The organism is Herbaspirillum sp. ST 5-3 (assembly GCF_004804275.1).
Classification (GTDB): Bacteria; Pseudomonadota; Gammaproteobacteria; order Burkholderiales; family Burkholderiaceae_D; genus Noviherbaspirillum.
This window is the reverse complement of record NZ_STGI01000009.1, coordinates 151,066-168,663: the sequence shown is the minus strand read 5'-3', so window position 1 is coordinate 168,663 and position 17,598 is coordinate 151,066. Positions and strand designations below refer to the sequence as shown.

20 protein-coding genes are annotated in these 17,598 nt (G+C 59.8%); 14 read left to right on the top strand and 6 right to left on the bottom strand.

What is annotated here, in order from left to right; all coding sequences use genetic code 11:
• Positions 1–15: 15 nt before the first annotated feature.
• Positions 16–828 (top strand): class I SAM-dependent methyltransferase, encoded by an 813-nt coding sequence (locus tag E6W33_RS17920; protein ID WP_136418680.1) that lies wholly within the window; start codon positions 16–18, stop codon positions 826–828.
• Positions 829–849: 21 nt separating this feature from the next.
• On the opposite strand, the gene E6W33_RS17915 is transcribed toward E6W33_RS17920, so the two are convergent.
• Together E6W33_RS17915 and E6W33_RS17910 are read right to left on the bottom strand one after the other, a co-directional pair.
• On the bottom strand, positions 850–1,029 hold the full coding sequence (locus tag E6W33_RS17915; RefSeq protein ID WP_136418679.1) for a hypothetical protein: 180 nt from the start codon (positions 1,027–1,029) through the stop codon (positions 850–852).
• A gap of 121 nt (positions 1,030–1,150) precedes the next feature.
• On the bottom strand, positions 1,151–2,017 hold the full coding sequence (locus tag E6W33_RS17910; protein ID WP_168798685.1) for a CHASE domain-containing protein: 867 nt from the start codon (positions 2,015–2,017) through the stop codon (positions 1,151–1,153).
• Between the two features lie 526 nt (positions 2,018–2,543).
• Here E6W33_RS17910 and E6W33_RS17905 point away from each other — a divergent pair.
• Entirely contained in the window at positions 2,544–3,167 is a 624-nt protein-coding gene (locus E6W33_RS17905) for a hypothetical protein (RefSeq protein ID WP_136418677.1), read from the top strand.
• Here the strand turns inward: E6W33_RS17905 and E6W33_RS17900 are convergent.
• Both E6W33_RS17900 and E6W33_RS17895 read right to left on the bottom strand, forming a co-directional pair.
• Positions 3,161–3,745 carry a lipase secretion chaperone gene (locus E6W33_RS17900; RefSeq protein ID WP_168798684.1) on the bottom strand — a complete coding sequence of 195 codons (585 nt, stop codon included), beginning with the start codon at positions 3,743–3,745 and terminating at the stop codon, positions 3,161–3,163. The two genes, E6W33_RS17905 and E6W33_RS17900, sit on opposite strands and share 7 nt — an antisense overlap.
• Positions 3,746–3,839: 94 nt before the next feature.
• Entirely contained in the window at positions 3,840–5,198 is a 1,359-nt protein-coding gene (locus tag E6W33_RS17895; RefSeq protein ID WP_136418675.1) for a hypothetical protein, read from the bottom strand.
• Between the two features lie 162 nt (positions 5,199–5,360).
• Here E6W33_RS17895 and E6W33_RS17890 point away from each other — a divergent pair, with 162 nt between their 5' ends.
• The 3 genes from E6W33_RS17890 (at position 5,361) to E6W33_RS17880 (ending at position 6,776) form a co-directional block, all read left to right on the top strand.
• Entirely contained in the window at positions 5,361–5,546 is a 186-nt protein-coding gene (locus tag E6W33_RS17890) for a hypothetical protein (protein ID WP_136418674.1), read from the top strand.
• A gap of 306 nt (positions 5,547–5,852) precedes the next feature.
• Entirely contained in the window at positions 5,853–6,107 is a 255-nt protein-coding gene (locus E6W33_RS17885) for a hypothetical protein (RefSeq protein WP_136418673.1), read from the top strand.
• A 183-nt stretch (positions 6,108–6,290) separates the two neighbouring features.
• Positions 6,291–6,776, top strand: a complete 486-nt coding sequence (locus E6W33_RS17880; protein ID WP_136418672.1) for a hypothetical protein — start codon at positions 6,291–6,293, stop codon at positions 6,774–6,776.
• A 63-nt stretch (positions 6,777–6,839) separates the two neighbouring features.
• Here E6W33_RS17880 and rpoD read toward each other — a convergent pair whose 3' ends face one another.
• Complete coding sequence (gene rpoD, locus E6W33_RS17875) at positions 6,840–9,338, bottom strand: RNA polymerase sigma factor RpoD (RefSeq protein WP_211097370.1); 2,499 nt, start codon at positions 9,336–9,338, stop codon at positions 6,840–6,842.
• 499 nt (positions 9,339–9,837) lie between these two features.
• On the opposite strand from rpoD, the gene E6W33_RS17870 reads away from it, so the two are divergent.
• From E6W33_RS17870 to E6W33_RS17855, 4 genes are all read left to right on the top strand, one after another.
• On the top strand, positions 9,838–10,947 hold the full coding sequence (locus E6W33_RS17870) for a histidine decarboxylase (protein WP_136418671.1): 1,110 nt from the start codon (positions 9,838–9,840) through the stop codon (positions 10,945–10,947).
• The gene (locus E6W33_RS17865) at positions 10,944–11,333 is read left to right on the top strand and encodes an ACT domain-containing protein (protein WP_136418670.1); all 390 of its coding nucleotides are present in this window, start codon (positions 10,944–10,946) and stop codon (positions 11,331–11,333) included. Before E6W33_RS17870 ends, E6W33_RS17865 begins: the two co-directional genes overlap by 4 nt.
• Positions 11,334–11,681: 348 nt before the next feature.
• The gene (locus E6W33_RS17860) at positions 11,682–12,014 is read left to right on the top strand and encodes a hypothetical protein (RefSeq protein ID WP_211097369.1); all 333 of its coding nucleotides are present in this window, start codon (positions 11,682–11,684) and stop codon (positions 12,012–12,014) included.
• Positions 12,015–12,020: 6 nt separating this feature from the next.
• The gene (locus E6W33_RS17855) at positions 12,021–12,668 is read left to right on the top strand and encodes a DsbA family oxidoreductase (RefSeq protein ID WP_136418668.1); all 648 of its coding nucleotides are present in this window, start codon (positions 12,021–12,023) and stop codon (positions 12,666–12,668) included.
• A 15-nt stretch (positions 12,669–12,683) separates the two neighbouring features.
• Here E6W33_RS17855 and E6W33_RS17850 read toward each other — a convergent pair whose 3' ends face one another.
• Positions 12,684–13,559, bottom strand: a complete 876-nt coding sequence (locus tag E6W33_RS17850) for a class I SAM-dependent methyltransferase (protein WP_136418667.1) — start codon at positions 13,557–13,559, stop codon at positions 12,684–12,686.
• Between the two features lie 203 nt (positions 13,560–13,762).
• Here E6W33_RS17850 and E6W33_RS17845 point away from each other — a divergent pair, with 203 nt between their 5' ends.
• The 5 genes from E6W33_RS17845 (at position 13,763) to E6W33_RS17825 (ending at position 17,597) form a co-directional block, all read left to right on the top strand.
• Entirely contained in the window at positions 13,763–14,089 is a 327-nt protein-coding gene (locus E6W33_RS17845) for a hypothetical protein (RefSeq protein WP_136418666.1), read from the top strand.
• A 168-nt stretch (positions 14,090–14,257) separates the two neighbouring features.
• Positions 14,258–14,683 (top strand): hypothetical protein, encoded by a 426-nt coding sequence (locus E6W33_RS17840; protein WP_136418665.1) that lies wholly within the window; start codon positions 14,258–14,260, stop codon positions 14,681–14,683.
• Between the two features lie 173 nt (positions 14,684–14,856).
• Positions 14,857–16,089 (top strand): cardiolipin synthase ClsB, encoded by a 1,233-nt coding sequence (clsB, locus tag E6W33_RS17835; RefSeq protein WP_136418664.1) that lies wholly within the window; start codon positions 14,857–14,859, stop codon positions 16,087–16,089.
• Positions 16,086–17,069 (top strand): lysylphosphatidylglycerol synthase domain-containing protein, encoded by a 984-nt coding sequence (locus E6W33_RS17830; protein WP_136418663.1) that lies wholly within the window; start codon positions 16,086–16,088, stop codon positions 17,067–17,069. Before clsB ends, E6W33_RS17830 begins: the two co-directional genes overlap by 4 nt.
• 276 nt (positions 17,070–17,345) lie before the next feature.
• Positions 17,346–17,597 (top strand): hypothetical protein, encoded by a 252-nt coding sequence (locus tag E6W33_RS17825; RefSeq protein WP_136418662.1) that lies wholly within the window; start codon positions 17,346–17,348, stop codon positions 17,595–17,597.
• The last annotated feature ends 1 nt before the right edge of the window (position 17,598 follow it).

Genomic DNA, 17,598 nt, shown 5'->3' with positions numbered 1-17,598 from the left:
CACGACGGAGATACCATGGAGACGCATATTATCCAGCCGCATAATCTGAAGGCGGCCGCTGTATGGGATAGCGGCGGGTCGAATTATGACAAGATCAGCCAGACCATCGCCGATGCAATCGAGCATTGCGTGCTTCGGCTTGCCCCGCAAGCCGGCGAGCAGATTCTGGATGTCGCAACCGGCACGGGCTGGGCCGCACGCCGGATTGCCGCGCACGGCGCGCACGTCACCGGCATCGATCTCGGGAGCGACCTGATCGAGGCGGCGCGAGCCTTTGCCAGCGCCGCGCAGCTCGATATTGAATTCCAGATCGGCGATGCGGAAGCGCTTCCCTTCGAAAACAGAAGTTTCGATGCGGTGCTATCCACCTTCGGCGTCATGTTCTCCGGCAATCCACAGGCGGCGGCCAATGAGCTGTCCCGCGTTTGCAAGAGTGGCGGGCGCATCGCGCTGACGACCTGGAAGCCTGACAGCTCGATTAGCGATTTCTTCAATATGGTCAAACCCTACATGGCCCCACCGGCGTCGCCGGCGCCGCCATCGCCATTTGAATGGGGACGCAAGGAGCGTTTGCAGGAACTGCTCGGCAACAGTTTTGATCTGCGCTTCGAATCAGGCACATCGGTTCTGTACGCGCAAAGCGGACAGGCGGTGTGGGATCTGTTTTCCACCGGATTCGGGCCGATCAAGATGCTGGCGACGACGCTCGATCCGGGGCAGGCGGAAAAACTGAAGCAGGACTTCATTGCTTTCCATGAACGCTTCAGAACCGAGATCGGCATCGCCATGCCTCGCGAATACCTGGTCACCATCGGCATTCGCAAGTAGGGCGGATGCGCCTGGATGCGCCTATTTGCCTTGCTGGCGCAGCAGTTCTTCGGTGACTTCGACGATCGTTCTCGGACGGGGATCGCGTCGCATCACACGCTGTTCGCTGGCCGGGACGACGGTCTGGTAGCCGGCGAGTTTTTTGATGAGGCGAATCACTGCGTTTGCCTCATTCATGTTGTTGCTGTCGTTATCTTGCATGTGGCCTCCAAAGACAGCTTAGTTTCCTCTTTTAAAGTTTGGTTCTCAAGAGCAATAAATAAATTTGGAGGTCACGCCGTTTGCATGCCGCAATGACATGCCGCGAAGGATCCGGCACCGTTCAAGCGGGGTGCGATTTTTGCCATGACACCGTCATGACGATGACGAGCGCCGCAATGAACACTGCGAGTGCAATCTTGATTGCAAGCGTGGTGGTGTCGATCCATCCATCCATGGGAGCGACGCTCAGGGTCCATGTTGCGTTCGGTACCTGGACCGTGCGTTCCACCGGTTTGCGTAGTTCTTCACTGGATGATGCGTCGATGATGTGCTTTTTCCCGGTATCGGGATGCACGCGCCAGATCTGGTAGTTGTAACCGCTCTCCACCAGCTCCGAGAGCCGCGCCGGCGCGAGCGTTTCCGGAAAGCGGATCAATACGACGACGAATCCCCAGAACTGCGTGCCGCCTTTCTCGTCAGGAAGGAAGACCGGCAGGCGCCCGGCGGCGCCCAGTCCACCCTGCAGAAGCTGGAACGGTCCTGCGAGGGTTAATTTGCGCGAAGTCCTTGCGAGGAAGGCTTCCTTTTCTCTTAGAGGGTCGGTCAACAAGTTGTGGCCGATGGCTTTTTCGTTTCCCGCAAGCGGGGCGATGCGCTGGATGACGCCGCCCGGCGCCAGTTCCAGCGCCGAAATGCCGGGATAAAACATGCGCAGCGTGTTCGCAAGCCGGTCGAATTCCTTCAGATCGCCCTTGGTCAGTTCCACCATGCTTCCAAGTGCATAGGCCGAGGACATTGCCTGTTCGATGTTGGATTGGATCGCGATGGCGCGTTCGCCGGCCAGATACGAGACGCGAGCGCGCTCATGCTCGATGCGTACCTTTTCGGAATACCAGATCAGTGCCGTCGCCAGTACGACATACAGCAGAAAGACAATTGTTACGCCGAGACGCGAGCGTCGTGTTGCCAGGTTCTTCTCATTTCCCATGAAAACTCGGTCGAAGTGCATTCTATTTAAATGCCATTATCTGAAATTTCCCTCATTGTAAATATGGTTATTAAGGCTTATTGCGATGAATGTCGTATTTTGGTAACACTGATCAACGTGCAGCCGTTGGGACGAGCACCTCAGAGGGGGGGCACCGGGCTACTTGATCAATATTTTACGAGTGCCGGCCATGCTCCTGGTCGCAATAGCAGAACTAAGTGCCTGCTCATGAAAAACTGTGAGATGGATGTGGTCCATGTCGGATGCGATGCAAGGCGCCTGACCCGACGCAGTGCGAGCACTGCCAGGGGCGGGCAACGCAGTAGCGCGCCGACTTGGGCCACAGACACTCACAGTTTTTCATGAGCAGGTACTTAGTACCATCGTAGGGAGGGAGAAATCCACGGCGCGGCCAAATCCGGTTACGTTTCTTTACAGCAATGTTGATGGAACTACGTTAATTTGGTGACTAATTGCAACTTTTCGTGCATATTTTCGATCGCAAGCGTCCATGTGGTGAGCGGCCATGTTATGCAAACGACCTATTCCTGCTTTCATCGCGGTATGCGTTCTCGGCGCGTGGCCGGGCGCCTTGCTTTTTGCCTCCGATCTGACGATCGCGCCGACCTCGCATCCGGTAATGACTCCGTCCAGACTCTCCGCCAAACCACAGCATCCGCCCAAGCCTGTCCCGGCCGCCAGGAAGCATGCGCTTGCAAAGAGTGACAAAGACAGGCGCAGCAAGAAGGAACGGCAGCGAAGGATTCTGACCTATAACCTGTTTCGCGACCCCGTTCTCAAGCTGGGCGGCGCCGTGAGCGACAAGCGTCATTTCGGACTGGGGGATGGCAGGAGCGTTTCGGGTGGCAGTTTCGGCACAGCGACCACGCTCGATCCAATCTTGCGCACACGTGATCGTGCCGCCTCCGATCCCGGTTCGCCACTCAAGATGGCTCCGGTGGATGGCGAAGGCATCGCATTTGATTGCCAGGACAAACCCTTCGCCGCCATACCAAGGCGGAGCAGCTTTACAGCCTGCTTCAAGCAAAAACTGGACAGGTCGTGGAAGACGCAAACCTATGTGTCGGGTGCGCGTGCCGACGGCAGCCTGAACTGGGGCGGCGGCATGGCATTCGGTTACGACTACTGATTCGCTTCCGGCAGATCGGGCGGCATGAGTTGCGGCAGCCGCGACGGTTCATAGGCCGCGAGCAGTTTCTGTTCTTCGGCACTGAAGCGCGCATCGCGCAGTTGCTGCAATGCCGCTTGCTGCGCGTCCCCGCCAAACAAGGCGTTTCTCTCCGCAAGATAGGCATCGACGCGCGCCTGCCACATCGACTCCGCACGTTCCATGTCGGCGAGGCGGGCAGCCGTTTCCGCTGACAGGGCTTCGGCGCGCATCCGGTAAATCTCGTCATCGCTGGCCCCCTTCGCACGCAATTCCCGCGCAGCCTGCTGCGCGTCGGCCAGCTGGCGCAAGCTTGACGGCTGCGCCTGTGCCTGGCCGGGCAGGTTGTCGCGCGGGGAATCGTGGCGCATCGTCTCGTGCGCGGTCGTGCCGCGGTTTTCATCGGGGCTGTCGGGGACCATGCCGTTGGTGGCTTTCAGAAAGGGGAAAAGGTCGGGCTCGACAGCGGCCTTCGGCGTCTCCGGCCGGTCACGCATCATCCATGACGCACCGGCAAGAAGGATGGCGGCGGCTGCCATCCACACAAGAGGTCTTCGCATTCCCATCATCATCTCTTCCCGAAGCTGTTGCAGGTTGCGGTTGAGGCGATGCGGAGCCGCCGCAGCGACCCCGCATCGTTTCGAACTTGCGGTATTACAGGCCGTACAGGATGCTCGTCAGATAGTGGTAGATCGGATAGACCTCACTGGTCGAACGCAGCCAGCCGATCACATCGAAGTGATCATACTGATTGTAGTACCCGAGGTAATTCCATGCGCCGCGCACCGGGGTGCCGTCGAAGTTGCGCAGGTTCTGTCCTTTCGGGCCGCGCATGCTGATGGTATTTACCACGCCGTCATTGGGGAACCAGCTGCTGTCGATCAGCACGCGGCTCGGATCGGTTTGCGTGTAGGAGCCCATGCCGCGCGTGAACAACGAGGGCACGACCCATTCGCCGGCGGTGTTCTTGGTGAAGAAGATCATGTCGTCGCGCGCATACTGGTAGCTGCTGCTCTGGAACGGTGCGATCAGCCGGTCGGTGCCGTTGCAGCAGAAGCTGCCTTGTTCGGTGGCCTTGCTGCCCACCGAGAAGTAATACACATTCGGCGAAGTTTTCACCCAGCTGTTGAGCTGCTTGGCGCCATCCGGACCGAGATCCCATTGCGCGGCATCGTGATTGCTCAACGACCAGAAGGGCGCACCTTTGGTGCGATCGATAAAATCACCCAGGCTCTCGGAAGGACCTTGCGCCAGGCCATACTGCTCCAGGTCGAAGCCATAGAGTGCGCTGCTGCCGCCCAGGCCGGCTACCTCGACGATCTTGCCCGCCCATTCCGCCACATGGGGCACGTAATCGATCACCACCTCGCGCAGCGTCGTGCCGTCATGCGGCGTGGAGATGGTGGTTGCGCTCTTGACCCAGCCGATCTTGCCGCCGGTGTACAGTGCGCCGCCGCCTTCATCGCCATTGGGCGACCCGTTCTCCAGCAACTGGATCAGCGTGCGTACCGTTTGACCGCCCTGGCTGTGTGCTACGAAATGGACAGGATGGGTTGCATCCCACCTCGGATACAAGGCGAGCGGATAGTGGTTCGGGTTGTTGTTCGGATCCGCCGCCCAGCATTTTCCCGCCGGCTTCTGGATCTTGCCGTAGGCGGCGAACTGCGCGGTGCGCTTGGCGCCGTAGTCGGCGCAACCGCCCTTGATCTGATAGTACAACTCGACTGCTCGGTCCCAGTTGGAACTGACCGGCCCGACCGAGGCGGTGTACACCTCGTGCGTGCCGTTGTAGCTCCTCATATGGCCCTGGATATCGTTGAAGCCGCCCCAGTATTTGAAATTGGTCCCCTGCAGTTCATTGGGGCCGAATCCCAAAAATCCGTGCACCAGTACGATCGGATCGTTATTGGCCGCAACCGCCGCACTGCCCGCGAGTAACGCGGACAACGCGACTGTCGCCCTTGCCAGGAATTGTGCTGTCTGCTTCCATGCCTTTCGTGCAAACGCCATCATGGTCTCCTTGGTTTGTATGAATATTCGCTGTTGCGTGATATGACAAAAGTCCTATCCCGTCAGGGACCGGGACGGTCGCGACATGGCGACGTCGCGCAAGGAGGCGCGACACAGGTTGGCGTCAGGGAAAGCGATGCGCGCGATCCCCGGCGGGATAGGCTCTTGCTGAATCTCAGCGCGCTTGCGCGCGTTCTGCCGGAGGGAAAGGCGGGGCTGGCAAAGGAATGCGAAGTCGAACGGGCAACATGGTTTGTCTCCAATATGGTTGAACTTGTGTTCTTTGTTTTTTATGTGCTCTCTTTGCGTGTGCCGTGCTGTGCAAAAGAGGCGGGATTGATTTCACCATAGTTGACGCGAATGCTCGGTCTAACCGGTTGTCCTGCGAAGCCAAGGCATTGACATCGGAAGCCAAATGAAGACATGGGACAACAAACGTGCAGAAAATTGTGCTACAAGAAAGAAAAACAGGGCTGTCGCGCAACCCCGCGCAATCGCGCCCCGACACCTTCCTGCCGCGGATGACGAAGAACAGTCGGCCGCGTCGATCGACCTCGCATTTCTCCCGTACGCACCTATCCTGAATGTGGGATGCAGCCATGCGCCCATCATGACGACACGCATCCCGATCAACACCAACAACATAAGGAGATCGCGATGCGTGCATCATTCATCTTGTGTGCCGTAGTTGTGTTGCTCACCGGTTGCGGCACCGCGCAGGAAAGAGCGGCTTACCGCGAAGATCCGGTGCTGGCGATGTCGCAGGAGTACGGACCGCCGTGCGTCGAACACGGTTTTGCGCAGGGAAGTGAATCATGGCGCCAATGCATCATCCGCTCCAGCACGCGGGCTGATCTGATGCAGCAGGGCTTGTATTTTGATCGATACATGCAGTGGTACTGGCTGCGTTGACCACGGATACCGGCGCATGCGCGTTCTCCCGTGCGCCAATTGCGCTATCGAAAAATCTGATCTTGCTGAATACCATGGATATGGTATGCGGGGCAGGCCGCTTTCCTGTCTAATTGCCCCCTGGAATTACAGGATTCCGAGGTGATTCGGCGCGCCACACCGCCGAACAGGGAGAAAAACAAGATGTTCATAACAAAGAAGGCCATCACGGGGATCGTGATTGCAGGTATGTCGATGCTGAGCGGATGCGCTTCCATCGTCAATGGTCAGAACCAGGTGTTGTCAGTGGAAACCCGCTACAAAGGGGAAGCGGTCGCCGGCGCCAACTGCCAGCTCGACAACGGCAAAGGCAAGTTCTATGTCACCACGCCGGGCACCATCACCGTGCATCGTGCCTATGACGACTTGAACGTGAAGTGCGAGAAGGAAGGTCTCAAGCCGGGCATGGCTGCCGTCAAGTCCAGCACCAAGCCCATGGCCTTCGGCAATATTCTTTTTGGTGGCGTGATCGGCGCCGCAGTCGATGCGGGATCGGGCGCGGCATATGACTATCCGACCTTGATTACCGTCATCATGGAAGAATCGGTCGTCCAGGCGGCACCGGTTGCCTCCGCCGAGGCCGCTCCGGCAACTTCAGCGGCAGGCACCGCCCCGGTCGCGCAGAAATAAGGGCACGCGCGTTCGCGCATTGCGCCCCAAGATGCTCCCCCCGGCGCGGGGGAGCATTTCTCATCAGCTGTTTTCCAGGAAGGTCTTCAAGCGGTCTGCGCGGGACGGATGACGCAGCTTGTTCATTGCCTTCGATTCGATCTGACGGATGCGTTCGCGGGTCACGTCGAATTGCTTGCCGACTTCTTCCAGCGTCAGATCATTGCCGGTATCGATGCCATAGCGCATGCGCAGCACCTTGGCCTCGCGCGGCGGCAGCGAGTCGAGCACATCCTTGATCACGTTGCGCATCGAAGCCAGCGCAGCGGCGTCGGCCGGCGCGAGGGTCATGCTGTCCTCGATGAAATCGCCGAGATGGGAATCGCCATCGTCGCCCATCGGCGTGTCCATCGACACCGGTTCCTTCGCGATCTTGAGGATTTCGCGGATTTTCTTTTCCGGCATGTCCATTTTCATCGCGAGCGTGGCCGGGTCGGGTTCCGAACCGGTTTCCATCAGGATCTGGCGGCTGATGCGGTTGATCTTGTTGATCGACTCGATCATGTGCACCGGCACCCGGATGGTGCGCGCCTGGTCGGCGATCGCGCGCGTGATCGCCTGGCGGATCCACCATGTCGCGTAGGTTGAAAACTTGTAGCCGCGACGGTATTCGAACTTGTCAACCGCCTTCAGCAAACCGATATTGCCTTCCTGGATCAGGTCGAGGAACTGCAGGCCGCGATTGACGTACTTCTTCGCAATCGAGATCACGAGACGCAGGTTTGCTTCGGTCATTTCACGCTTGGCCTGGCGCGTGCGCGACTCGCCGGTCGTCATCTGCTTGTTGATCTTGCGCAGCTCTGGCAGCGGCAGTCCGACGCGTGTCTGCAGGTCGATCAGCTTTTGCTGCAACTCGTGTATCGCGGGAATGTAGCGGCGCAATGCGGCGCCGTACGCCTGCCCGCTCTGCGACTCGGCATCGGCCCAGTCGAGGCGCGTTTCATTGCCCGGGAATGTGCGAATGAAATGCTCGCGCGGCATGCCGCACTTGTTCACCGCGATGTCGAGGATCTGCCGTTCGTTGGTGCGGACCTCGGCCATCTGGGCGCGCACGGTATCGCACAGTTTCTCCACCAGCTTGGCGGCAACCCGCACGCCGAGCAGCTCGGCGGAAATCGCCTGTTGCGCTACGCGATAGGCGCCGGAACCATGACCGTCGCTTTCGGCGGCGGTGCGCATCTTGTCGAACTGCGCGGCAATCACGGCAAATTTTTCCAGCGCCTTCTTCTGCAACTGGTCGAGTTGTTCATCCGCGATGCGCACCGCGCTGCCTTCCTCGGCGGCGTCTTCTTCATCCGCCAGGTCGTCGTCCAGGCCTTCCTCGTCGGCCTCGTCCGCGTCGGCGGCGACGATCACGCTGTCCTCCGCGGCATCCGCGTCCACCAGCCCGTCGACCACCTCGTCGATCTTGATCTCGTCTTTCCTGACGCGTTCAACCTGCACCAGCAGCTCTTCCACTGCAATCGGGCAGGCGGAAATCGCCTGCATCATGTCCTTGAAGCCGGCTTCAATGCGCCGCGCGATATCGATTTCGCCCTGACGCGTCAGCAAGGGAACGGTCGCCATTTCCCGCATGTACATGCGCACCGGATCGGTGGAGCGGCCGTAATCGCCATCCACGCTGGTGAGCGCGGTCACGACGGCGGCTTCCGTGTCATCGTCGTTGGTGACGGTGGTAACGTTTTCGGACAGCAGCAGCGTTTCCTCATCCGGCGCCTGCTCGTAGACCGCGATACCCATGTCGCCGAGGCTGAGGATCAGGCCCTCGATGGCCTCCTGGCCGGTGGAATCGTCGGGCAGGTGGTCGTGGATCTCCGCGTGCGTCAGGAAGCCGCGCTCCTTGCCGATACGGATCAGCGAGGCCATTTGCTTGCGGCGCTGTTCCAGCTCTTCCTCGCTCAGGGAGGCTTCGGCCGCAAATGCGCCGGGCCGCTTGCCTTGCTTGAGTGAACGTGCAGCGGCATTCAGCTCGGCGCGCTCGACCGCGTTCAGCGCCGCGATCTCATCGTTCTCCTGGCCGAATTCCGACGGCCGGCGTCCGCGCCGGCCCGGCGTTTTCTGTTCCGGCAAGACGTAGGCGCTGGTGTCGATTTCAGCCGGTGCCGGTGCGGCGACTCCGGCGGTCGGGTGCGTCGCCTTGATTTCCGGAGCCGGTTTGGCCTCTGCCTGAGCGGCCGGCGCGACAGAGATCGCGGCGGCGGGAGCGGGCACGGGTGTGACAACGGGTTGTTGCAGCTTGCTGACTGTCGGTTTGCCGAGAACCTTCGATACGACCTTGCGAACGACGACTGGCTCTTTCGGCGCCGCCGGCTCGGCCGCTGGCGGCGAGGGCGGGACGGCACCGGCATTGTGTTCCGCCGCGCCGATGGTGCCCGGCGCCAGGCGCCGCGGCTTCGTGACAACCGTCACCTTGTTCGCTTCCTGGAGCGGATCGACCGGATGGCTCACGGTGCGAACAGACGGTGCCGTTGTCGGGCGCGGTGCTTTGGAAGTCAATGTCAGAGTTTTAGTCGGTTTTGTCATTGCGTAAATAATGTTTACAAGACTAGGCGCGTTTAGACGTGGCGGAGGCCGCGAGGTTGCATGATTTCTGCGGCAAACGGCCGGCAGGCAAAATCTCGGCATGAGAGCGGCGAATCGTCGCCGCGAGGTCTCTCGCGCGCATGAGTGAATTCTTCGGGATAAAAATCTTGGTTAATTCGGAAAACTGTCAGCAGCGGCTGCGCGAGAAGGAAGGCTTGGGCTTTCACGTTCCCGGCGCAGCGAATAGAGCAGGGCGCCGTATTATAGGTGGGTTTGAAAAAAATATCATGCGCTTAGAGCAACTTGTGTGTTCATAGATACACTGGAATTGCGCGCCGATGTCACTGAAATAATTGACGCCGCGCCACAAAACGCTTTCATAAGCAATTATCATACGGGCTGCGTTGCTCCCGCCTTACCCAGGCGGAGTGCAGGCACGGCAGGCCCGGCCCATTCGGCTGCGCCTCTCATTCCACACCCAGAAGACATGAGGTCATTCATGCTTGCAGCACACGATCAGGCTCGCCTCGACGCGCTCTACGAGTCGATGCGGGACGCCACACGGGACTCCCTCGGTTACCCGGTGGCGCGGGATTTCGATTACGCGCCGCTCTACCGGTTCCTGCAATTCCCTTCCAATAACATCGGCGACCCGTTCCAGGCCAGCACGTATCGCGTCTGCACGCGCGAGATGGAGCGCGAGGTGATCGATTTTTTCGCTGCACTGTTCCAGGCGCCGAAAGACGATTACTGGGGTTATGTCACCAATGGCGGTACGGAAGGCAATCTCTACGGCCTCTATCTGGCGCGTGAACTGTATCCGAGCGGGATCGTGTATTTTTCCGAGGACACGCATTACAGTGTGGCCAAGAACGTGCACTTCCTCGGGCTGCGGCACATCATGATCCGCTCGCAGAAGAACGGCGAGATCGATTATGAAGACCTGAAGGAAAGCATTCGACTGCACCGTGACGTGCCTGCCATCATCTTTGCCAACATTGGCACGACGATGAAGGAGGCCAGGGACGACATCCGGCGGATACAGGACATCCTGAAGGATCTCGTCGTGCATGAGCATTACATCCACAGCGATGCGGCCTTCTGCGGCCCGTTCGCGCAATTCCTCGATCCCAAGCCGGCCTTCGATTTCGCCGATGGCGCGGATTCGATTGCGCTGAGCGGCCACAAGTTCATCGGCGCGCCGATGCCATGCGGCGTGGTCATCGCCAGGAAGCGCAATGTCGACCGCATCGGCCGCAGCATCGGCTACATCGGCAGCATGGACACCACCATCACCGGTTCGCGCAATGCATTCACGCCGCTCTTGCTGTGGTACGCGGTCAAGGTGATGGGCGAGCAGGGTTTGCGCAAACGCCTGGCGCGTTGCCAGGAACTTGCGCAGTATGCGGTGGACGAAATGAACCGCAGGGGCATTCCCGCCTGGCGCAATGCGAATGCGCTGACCGTGGTCTTCCCGAAAGTCAGCGAGACCATCAAGAACCGCTGGCAGCTGGCGACGCAGGACGTCAGCCACCTGATTGTCGCGCCCGGCACCGAGATGGCGCTGATCGATGCGCTGATCGCCGATATCGTGAAGGAACAAGCATGAAATCGATCAAACTGATTGTGGAAGACCGCCCCGGCGTGATGGCCGACATCGCCGACCTGCTGGCGCAAAAGCAGATCAACATCCAGAAGATCGAGGGCGAGACGGTGGACAGTTCCGCCGTGCTGGAACTCGTCGTCGATCGTCCCGACGATGCCATGCGCCTGCTGCATCAGCTGGGCCTGCATGCCGTCTCCGACGACCTGATCACGATCCGCATTGCCGACCAGCCGGGCGCGCTTGCGCGCGTGACGCGCGAGCTGAAGGATGCGAAGTTGTCGCTGCGCGGCATCAGCACGCTGCAGCGGCAGGACGGGTTTTGCTTTGTCGCGCTCAGCACCGACAACGATACGGTGGCGCGCAAGCTGTTGCAGGACGTATTGATCTGAGGCGCGTGAAGCGGAAGGCCTGTTTCTGCAGGGACGAGGCGCATTGCCTTTTCCCTTCGGAGCTGCCTTTCGTCGATTGAATAAGTGTTGCGCAAGGTCATGGACCGGGACAGGTCGATCACGTATTTTGTACCCGTTGTGCCTCGTCAACATTTCAGTTCGATCCATGGCGGCGTGTCCACTTATTGCACCAGGCAAAGGGCGCGTGGCGACGTGAATGTCTCGTCGGAGAATGCGCGAACCGCGCTGAACCAGTTGGGCGGTTTAAGGACTAATCCGATAAATGCGTCGTCATCGCCAGGATTGAATAGGAAAGGCAGGTTTCCCATGTCCCCCGAACAAGTTTCCATGCTGAATTCTCTGTCGCCCAGGCCCGGCCTGTTCGGCTCGCGGCCGGAGGATATGTCGAGACAGATTTCTGCTGCGCCACCAACGACACCGACGGCGAGTACGGAAAAGACGACGAGCCTGCTCGGCGAGCATGGCGGGAAACTGGCAGTCGGCGCTGCGGCGATGCTCGGGCTGGCGATCTTTTACAAGTGGCGCGAGAGCCAGCTTGCCAAGAACGACCCCGAGGAGTACGCGCGTCTGCAGCGTCTGAAGGCCGTTATCGCAAACGGCAAGGCCAGGTCGACGAAAAAGACACGGTCGCAGCAAGCCGCGCGCAATGAGTCGCAATGAGTCGCAATGAGTAAGCGGCTGAAAATCGATTTTGTTTCAGATGTTTCCTGTCCCTGGTGCGCAATCGGCCTGCAGTCGCTCGACCAAGCGCTGCAGCGTCTCGGCGAGGAAGTGAGCGCCGACCTGCACTTCCAGCCATTCGAACTCAATCCGGCCATGCCGCCCGAGGGCCAGGATGTGGTCGAGCACCTGACCGAAAAATACGGCGCTTCCCCCGAACAGATGGAAAGCAATCAGGAAGCGATCCGGGCGCGCGGGGAGTCGCTGGGCTTCACTTTCCGCATGGACAAGCGCCGGCGTATCTACAACACCTTCGATGCGCATCGGCTGCTTTACTGGGCGCAGCTCGAAGGGCGGCAATTGCCGCTTCAGCGTGCCTTGTTCAAAGCCTATTTTACGGATGGCGAAAATCCCGGCGACCATGAAGTGCTGGTGCGCCTGGCGGAAAAATCCGGGCTGGACCCGGAGCGGGCGCGCGCCATTCTCGCCGGCGGCGAGTACACCGACGAGACGCGGGAGCAGGAACAGTTCTATCTCGATCAAGGAATCCATTCCGTGCCCGCGGTCATCATCAATGACCGCTTCCTGATCCGCGGCGGGCAACCTGTCGAAGTATTCGAGCAGGGATTGCGACAGGCGGCCGACGCAGCCTGAACTGCCTGTATCGCCCTACACCTTCGCGCACATCAAGCGAAACCCGCCTCCGACGCGCAATCCATCCTTTCGTTCGGTGAAGTAGCGCGCATTCAGATCGTCGGGCCCGAGATCCTGCAGACTCTTGAACCCAAGGCCGCGTAGCGTTTCCTGCAGCGCCGCCGGATCGAATGAAGATTTCCATGGTTCGCCCTGCGCGCTGACATAGCGTGCAAGACGCTCGCCGATTGCGCGTTGCATGGGATCGAGCATCGATGGCTGGACGCGATAATCGAACACGATCGCGCTACCCGCCGGCAGGCCGCCGACAAATTTCAGCGTGTCGACAACCGCCTCGGGCAGCAAATAGACCGTCACACCCAGCCATGCAAAGAAGGCCGGCTGATCGGGACGGAAGCCGGCGTTCTGCAGGCGTGAGCTCAGGGCATCACGCTCGAAGTCGACGCCCACGAAACGCATCGACGCCGGCTGAGGGATGGCCGCTGCTTCCAGCATGGCGCGCTTCCAGCGCTGGGTGGATGGATGATCGACTTCGAACATCTGCAGTCCGTCGGCAGTGTCGGCATGGCGCAGTGTGGAGGTGTCCAGCCCGGCGCCCAGCACCACGTACTGCCTGACCCCGCCCTGGATCGCGCGCGAGAGCTCGTCTTCGGCCAGCCGGCTGCGCGCAACGAGGGAGGCACGCACGCCGAGTGAAAACGGGTCGTTGAACTGAAACGGGTTTTCGCGCAAGCGCGCCTCAGCCTCCGCGCCAAGAATGCTCAGCGACAGCCGGTCATCGAAGATAACCGGCTCGTCGAGCAATTGATGGGCGGCGCGCAGGGTGGCGACTCCCAGGGCCGTCTGGCTCGGCTGGCCGGAATGGATCAGGTTTTCTGGTGTCGTTTCCAATCGTGTTCTCCTTTTGCTGACGGTATGCAAAAGATAAAGCCTGACGTCACGTAAGAGTCAAGCCTTGTGCATCTTCTTCTGATATTCACAAGATCCATATTGGTTATGAAGAATATGAAGTGGATAAATGTTGCGGGAAGCGGGAAGATGATTTCCAGTGAAATTGCGCGTCAGTCGCAGCGAAGAAAGGACGGCATCGCATCATGTTCCGGCAAGCACAACAAGACATTCCACTGGCGGAGTGGCATTTCCGTCACGTCTTGTCCATCCGGATCGCGACCATCATTGTTGTCTTTTTCACGATCGCATGGTGCCTGCTTCAGTGGATGCTCCAGAGCGAGCAGCAATTCATGATGGAAGGACTGAAGCGCCAGTTCGTGCAGCTTGAGGCAGCACTGTGCGCGGTCATTGCCGCATGCGCGTTCCTGCATCTGATCGCAAGTGGCGTTGCCTGGCTGGCGACGCGCCTGCAAATGCGCCGTCATGACAGGCATGCGCCGCATTTCGGCCATGGCCTGCCTTCGCGTTAAACAGGATCGTCGCAACCGGCTTTTGCATTCCCGATACACCACCGCAGTATTCCCTCCCGCGTTTCCCCCGAGCGATCACAGGTTCATATAACACCTGCTTTCCGTGCTGCCAATGGCATGTTACTTGCAACTCTGCTTGTCTGTTTTTCATTTCTTCGTGGAGGAAACATGAAGGCTCTCGCATCGGCAACGCTTCTCGTTGCATTGCTGACAGCCGCCGGCGTCGTCTCATCCCAATCGTCTTCATCGCGTGATGCAGCGACAGGCACCGGCAGTGCCGGTAGCACGGCGGCACGGAATGCACCGCGCGCCGCAACCGGCAACTCTTCCGGAAGCAATCTTGGCAGTTCCTCGGCCGGCGTGCCGGATTCCACGGGCGGCTCGCGCACGCCCGGGACCTCGGCATCCGGCGAGAAGGCTGATTGCCCCTCGGCGATTGCACGCAGTGCGGACAGAAATCGGGGCAGCTCCGGCACCGGCAGCGGCTACGCCATATTCAAGTCACCGGATCGGTCCGTCGATGATTGCGCCTCCGTCAGTTCAGGCGCGTCATCGGGCAGCGGCTCGGGCGAGACCCCGCACGGCAGCAAGTAAAAGGCAGGTAAAAAAGACACGGGATTGTGAAGATTCCAATGTGCATTCGGGAGATGTGAAATCGACAATGTCGAAGCAATCCAGGCAATTGCGCCTGAAGCTTTCATGCCGGCATGTCCGGGCGGATCGACCGCGCGTGATGTGCATCGCGTCACAGGGTGGAGGGACTGAGAGTGAGCCTGAGCTGGATCGGTGGCAACAAGTTTTCTTTGCTGGAAAATGGCGAGCATTTCTTCCCGCGTGTCTTCGAGTCGATCGCTGCCGCCCGGCAGGAAGTGCTGATCGAAACCTTCATCCTGTATGAGGACAAGGTCGGCAAGGCCTTGCACGCGGCCTTGCTTGCCGCGGCATCACACGGCGTACAGGTCGACATCACCATCGATGGATTCGGCTCGCCCGCCTTGTCGGAGGAATTTGTTTCGACGCTGACGGCAGCCGGGGTGCGCTTGCATGTTTTCGATCCCGCGCCGCGTCCGTTTTTACGGGTCAATTATTTTCGCCGTCTGCACCGCAAGCTGGTGGTGGTGGACGGCAAGCGTGCATTTGCCGGCGGCATCAACTATTCCGCCGATCATCTCGCCGATTTCGGCCCCGAAGCCAAGCAGGACTACGCGGTCGAAATGGAAGGCCCGATCGTGGCCCACATTCATGCCTTCATGCTCGCTGCACTGGTGCAGGGCAAGGCGCGACGGCGCTGGTTCTGGCGTCGCCAGGTGCAACCCGCCGTCGCTGCACTGCCGGCCGCCGGTCATGCAGACGCGGTTTTTGTCTGGCGCGACAACGGCGAACACCGAAACGACATCGAACGCCAGTACCGGCTGGCGATCCGGCTGGCGCGACGGCGCGTCGTGATCGCCAACGCCTACTTTTTTCCCGGCTATGCCTTCCTCCGGGATCTGCGCAAGGCGGCGCGGCGCGGGGTCGAAGTATCGCTGATCCTGCAGGGCAAACCCGACATGCCCATCGTGCAGACCGCCGCCGCAATGTTGTACCGCCACCTGCTGCGTGGCGGCGTGCGGATCTACGAATACTGCGAACGGCCATTGCATGGCAAGGTGGCGCTGGTCGACGACGAATGGTCGACAGTCGGTTCCAGCAATCTCGATCCGTTCAGCCTGGCGCTCAATCTGGAGGCCAATGTCATGATCCGCGACCGCGACTTCAACAGCCAGCTCAACGGTGCGCTGGAACGCTTGATGGCGACCAGTTGCAAGCAGGTCAAAGCCGAGGACCTGCAGGAACCGAGCGCATGGACCAAGTTGCGCAGCTTCGTTCTGTTTCATCTGCTGCGCCGTTACCCAGCGTGGGCCGGACGTCTGCCCGCGCATGCGCCGAAACTGACTTCCTTGCCGCCCGCCAAGCTTCCCGACGGCGCCGAACACCTGAACGAGACTGCGCATCTATGAGCGGCCAGGCGCAAGCGGAGAATCGGTCGTTTGCGGCAAGGCCCTGGTGGCGCTGGCTGACCCGCGTGCTGACGCTGGCCTTCTTCTTGCTCGTCGGCTATCTGCTGCTGAACCAGGTCCGTTCCGTCGAATGGGACGAAGTCGTCGGCGCCATGCGCAGCCGTCCATCTTCGGAACTATGGCTCGCATTGCTGCTGTCCGCAGCCAGTTTCGCGCTTTACAGTTGCTTCGATCTGCTGGGCCGTCATGCCACCGGCCATGGCTTGCCGGTGCTCAAGGTGATGATGGTCAACTTCGTCAGCTACGCATTCAATCTGAATATCGGCTCGATCGTCGGCGGTGTTGCCTTTCGCTATCGACTCTATTCGCGCTTCGGCCTCGATGCCGACGTTATCACCCGCGTGGTAGTGATGAGCATGTTCACCAACTGGATCGGATATGTCCTCCTGTCCGGTGCGGTATTCGCACGGCCGCCATTCGCGCTGCCCGACGAATGGCGACTCGGCGCCGCAGGCTTGCAGGCGCTCGGCATCGTACTCCTTGCCGTCACGGCCTCGTATGTATTGTTGTGCACGTTCGCGCGGCGGCGAACCTGGGAGTTCTGGGGAAAAGAGCTGAACTTGCCATCGCTGCCGCTGGCGCTCTTGCAATTGTGCATGTCGTGCGTCAACTGGCTCCTGATCGCGGCGATATTGTTCTTCTTGCTGCGGCAGCAGATCGCCTTCCCCGTGGTGCTGGGCACCTTGCTGGTGGCTGCCATTGCAGGCGTGCTCGCCCATATTCCTGCCGGGCTGGGCGTGTTGGAGACCGTCTTCGTCGCGCTGCTGTCCGACCGCCATCCCAAGAGCGATCTGCTGGCGGCCTTGCTCACTTACCGCGCCGTCTACTATCTGCTTCCGCTGGCGATGGCGGCATTGATTTATCTGATTGTAGAACTGCGCGCAAAAAAAGATGGTCGAAGGATGACGAAGCAGACATGATCCATTGGAGGATGTGCGCAGGCGGTGTGCGAGATGCATCGCGCTTGATGTAGATCACAGTTTCTTCGGGCGGCAAAGCGATCTTGTTTGTGTCGTTGGTGTCCTTAAGTGATGCAGAGGACAAAGGCTGCAAAGCGAATGCCCGCCGCGGTATATCACACTGCGGCGGCTTGATGCGAACGACGCGCATCGAGGCTTGCCGTGAAGAGCAACGCACGAAGAAGTCGGCGGCCTGATCAGGAAGGGAGTATTTCAAACCCGGATGGCAAGGAGCAAATGATGGGAAAAGCACTCGAATCGAGGATCGGCGAGATGAGCATTATGGATGCGTCTGGCCATAAGGAACTGAAGTGGAAGATGGGCGATCCGAAAGAAATCGCGGCCGCGCAGGAGACATTCGACCGCTTGCTCGAAAAAGGTTATTCCGCTTTCGGCTCCGAACAGAAGGCGGAAACGAAACATGTGGTCAAGGAGTTTGATCCGACGCTGGAAGAGCTGGTCATGGTGCCGAGGACGGTAGGGGGCTGAG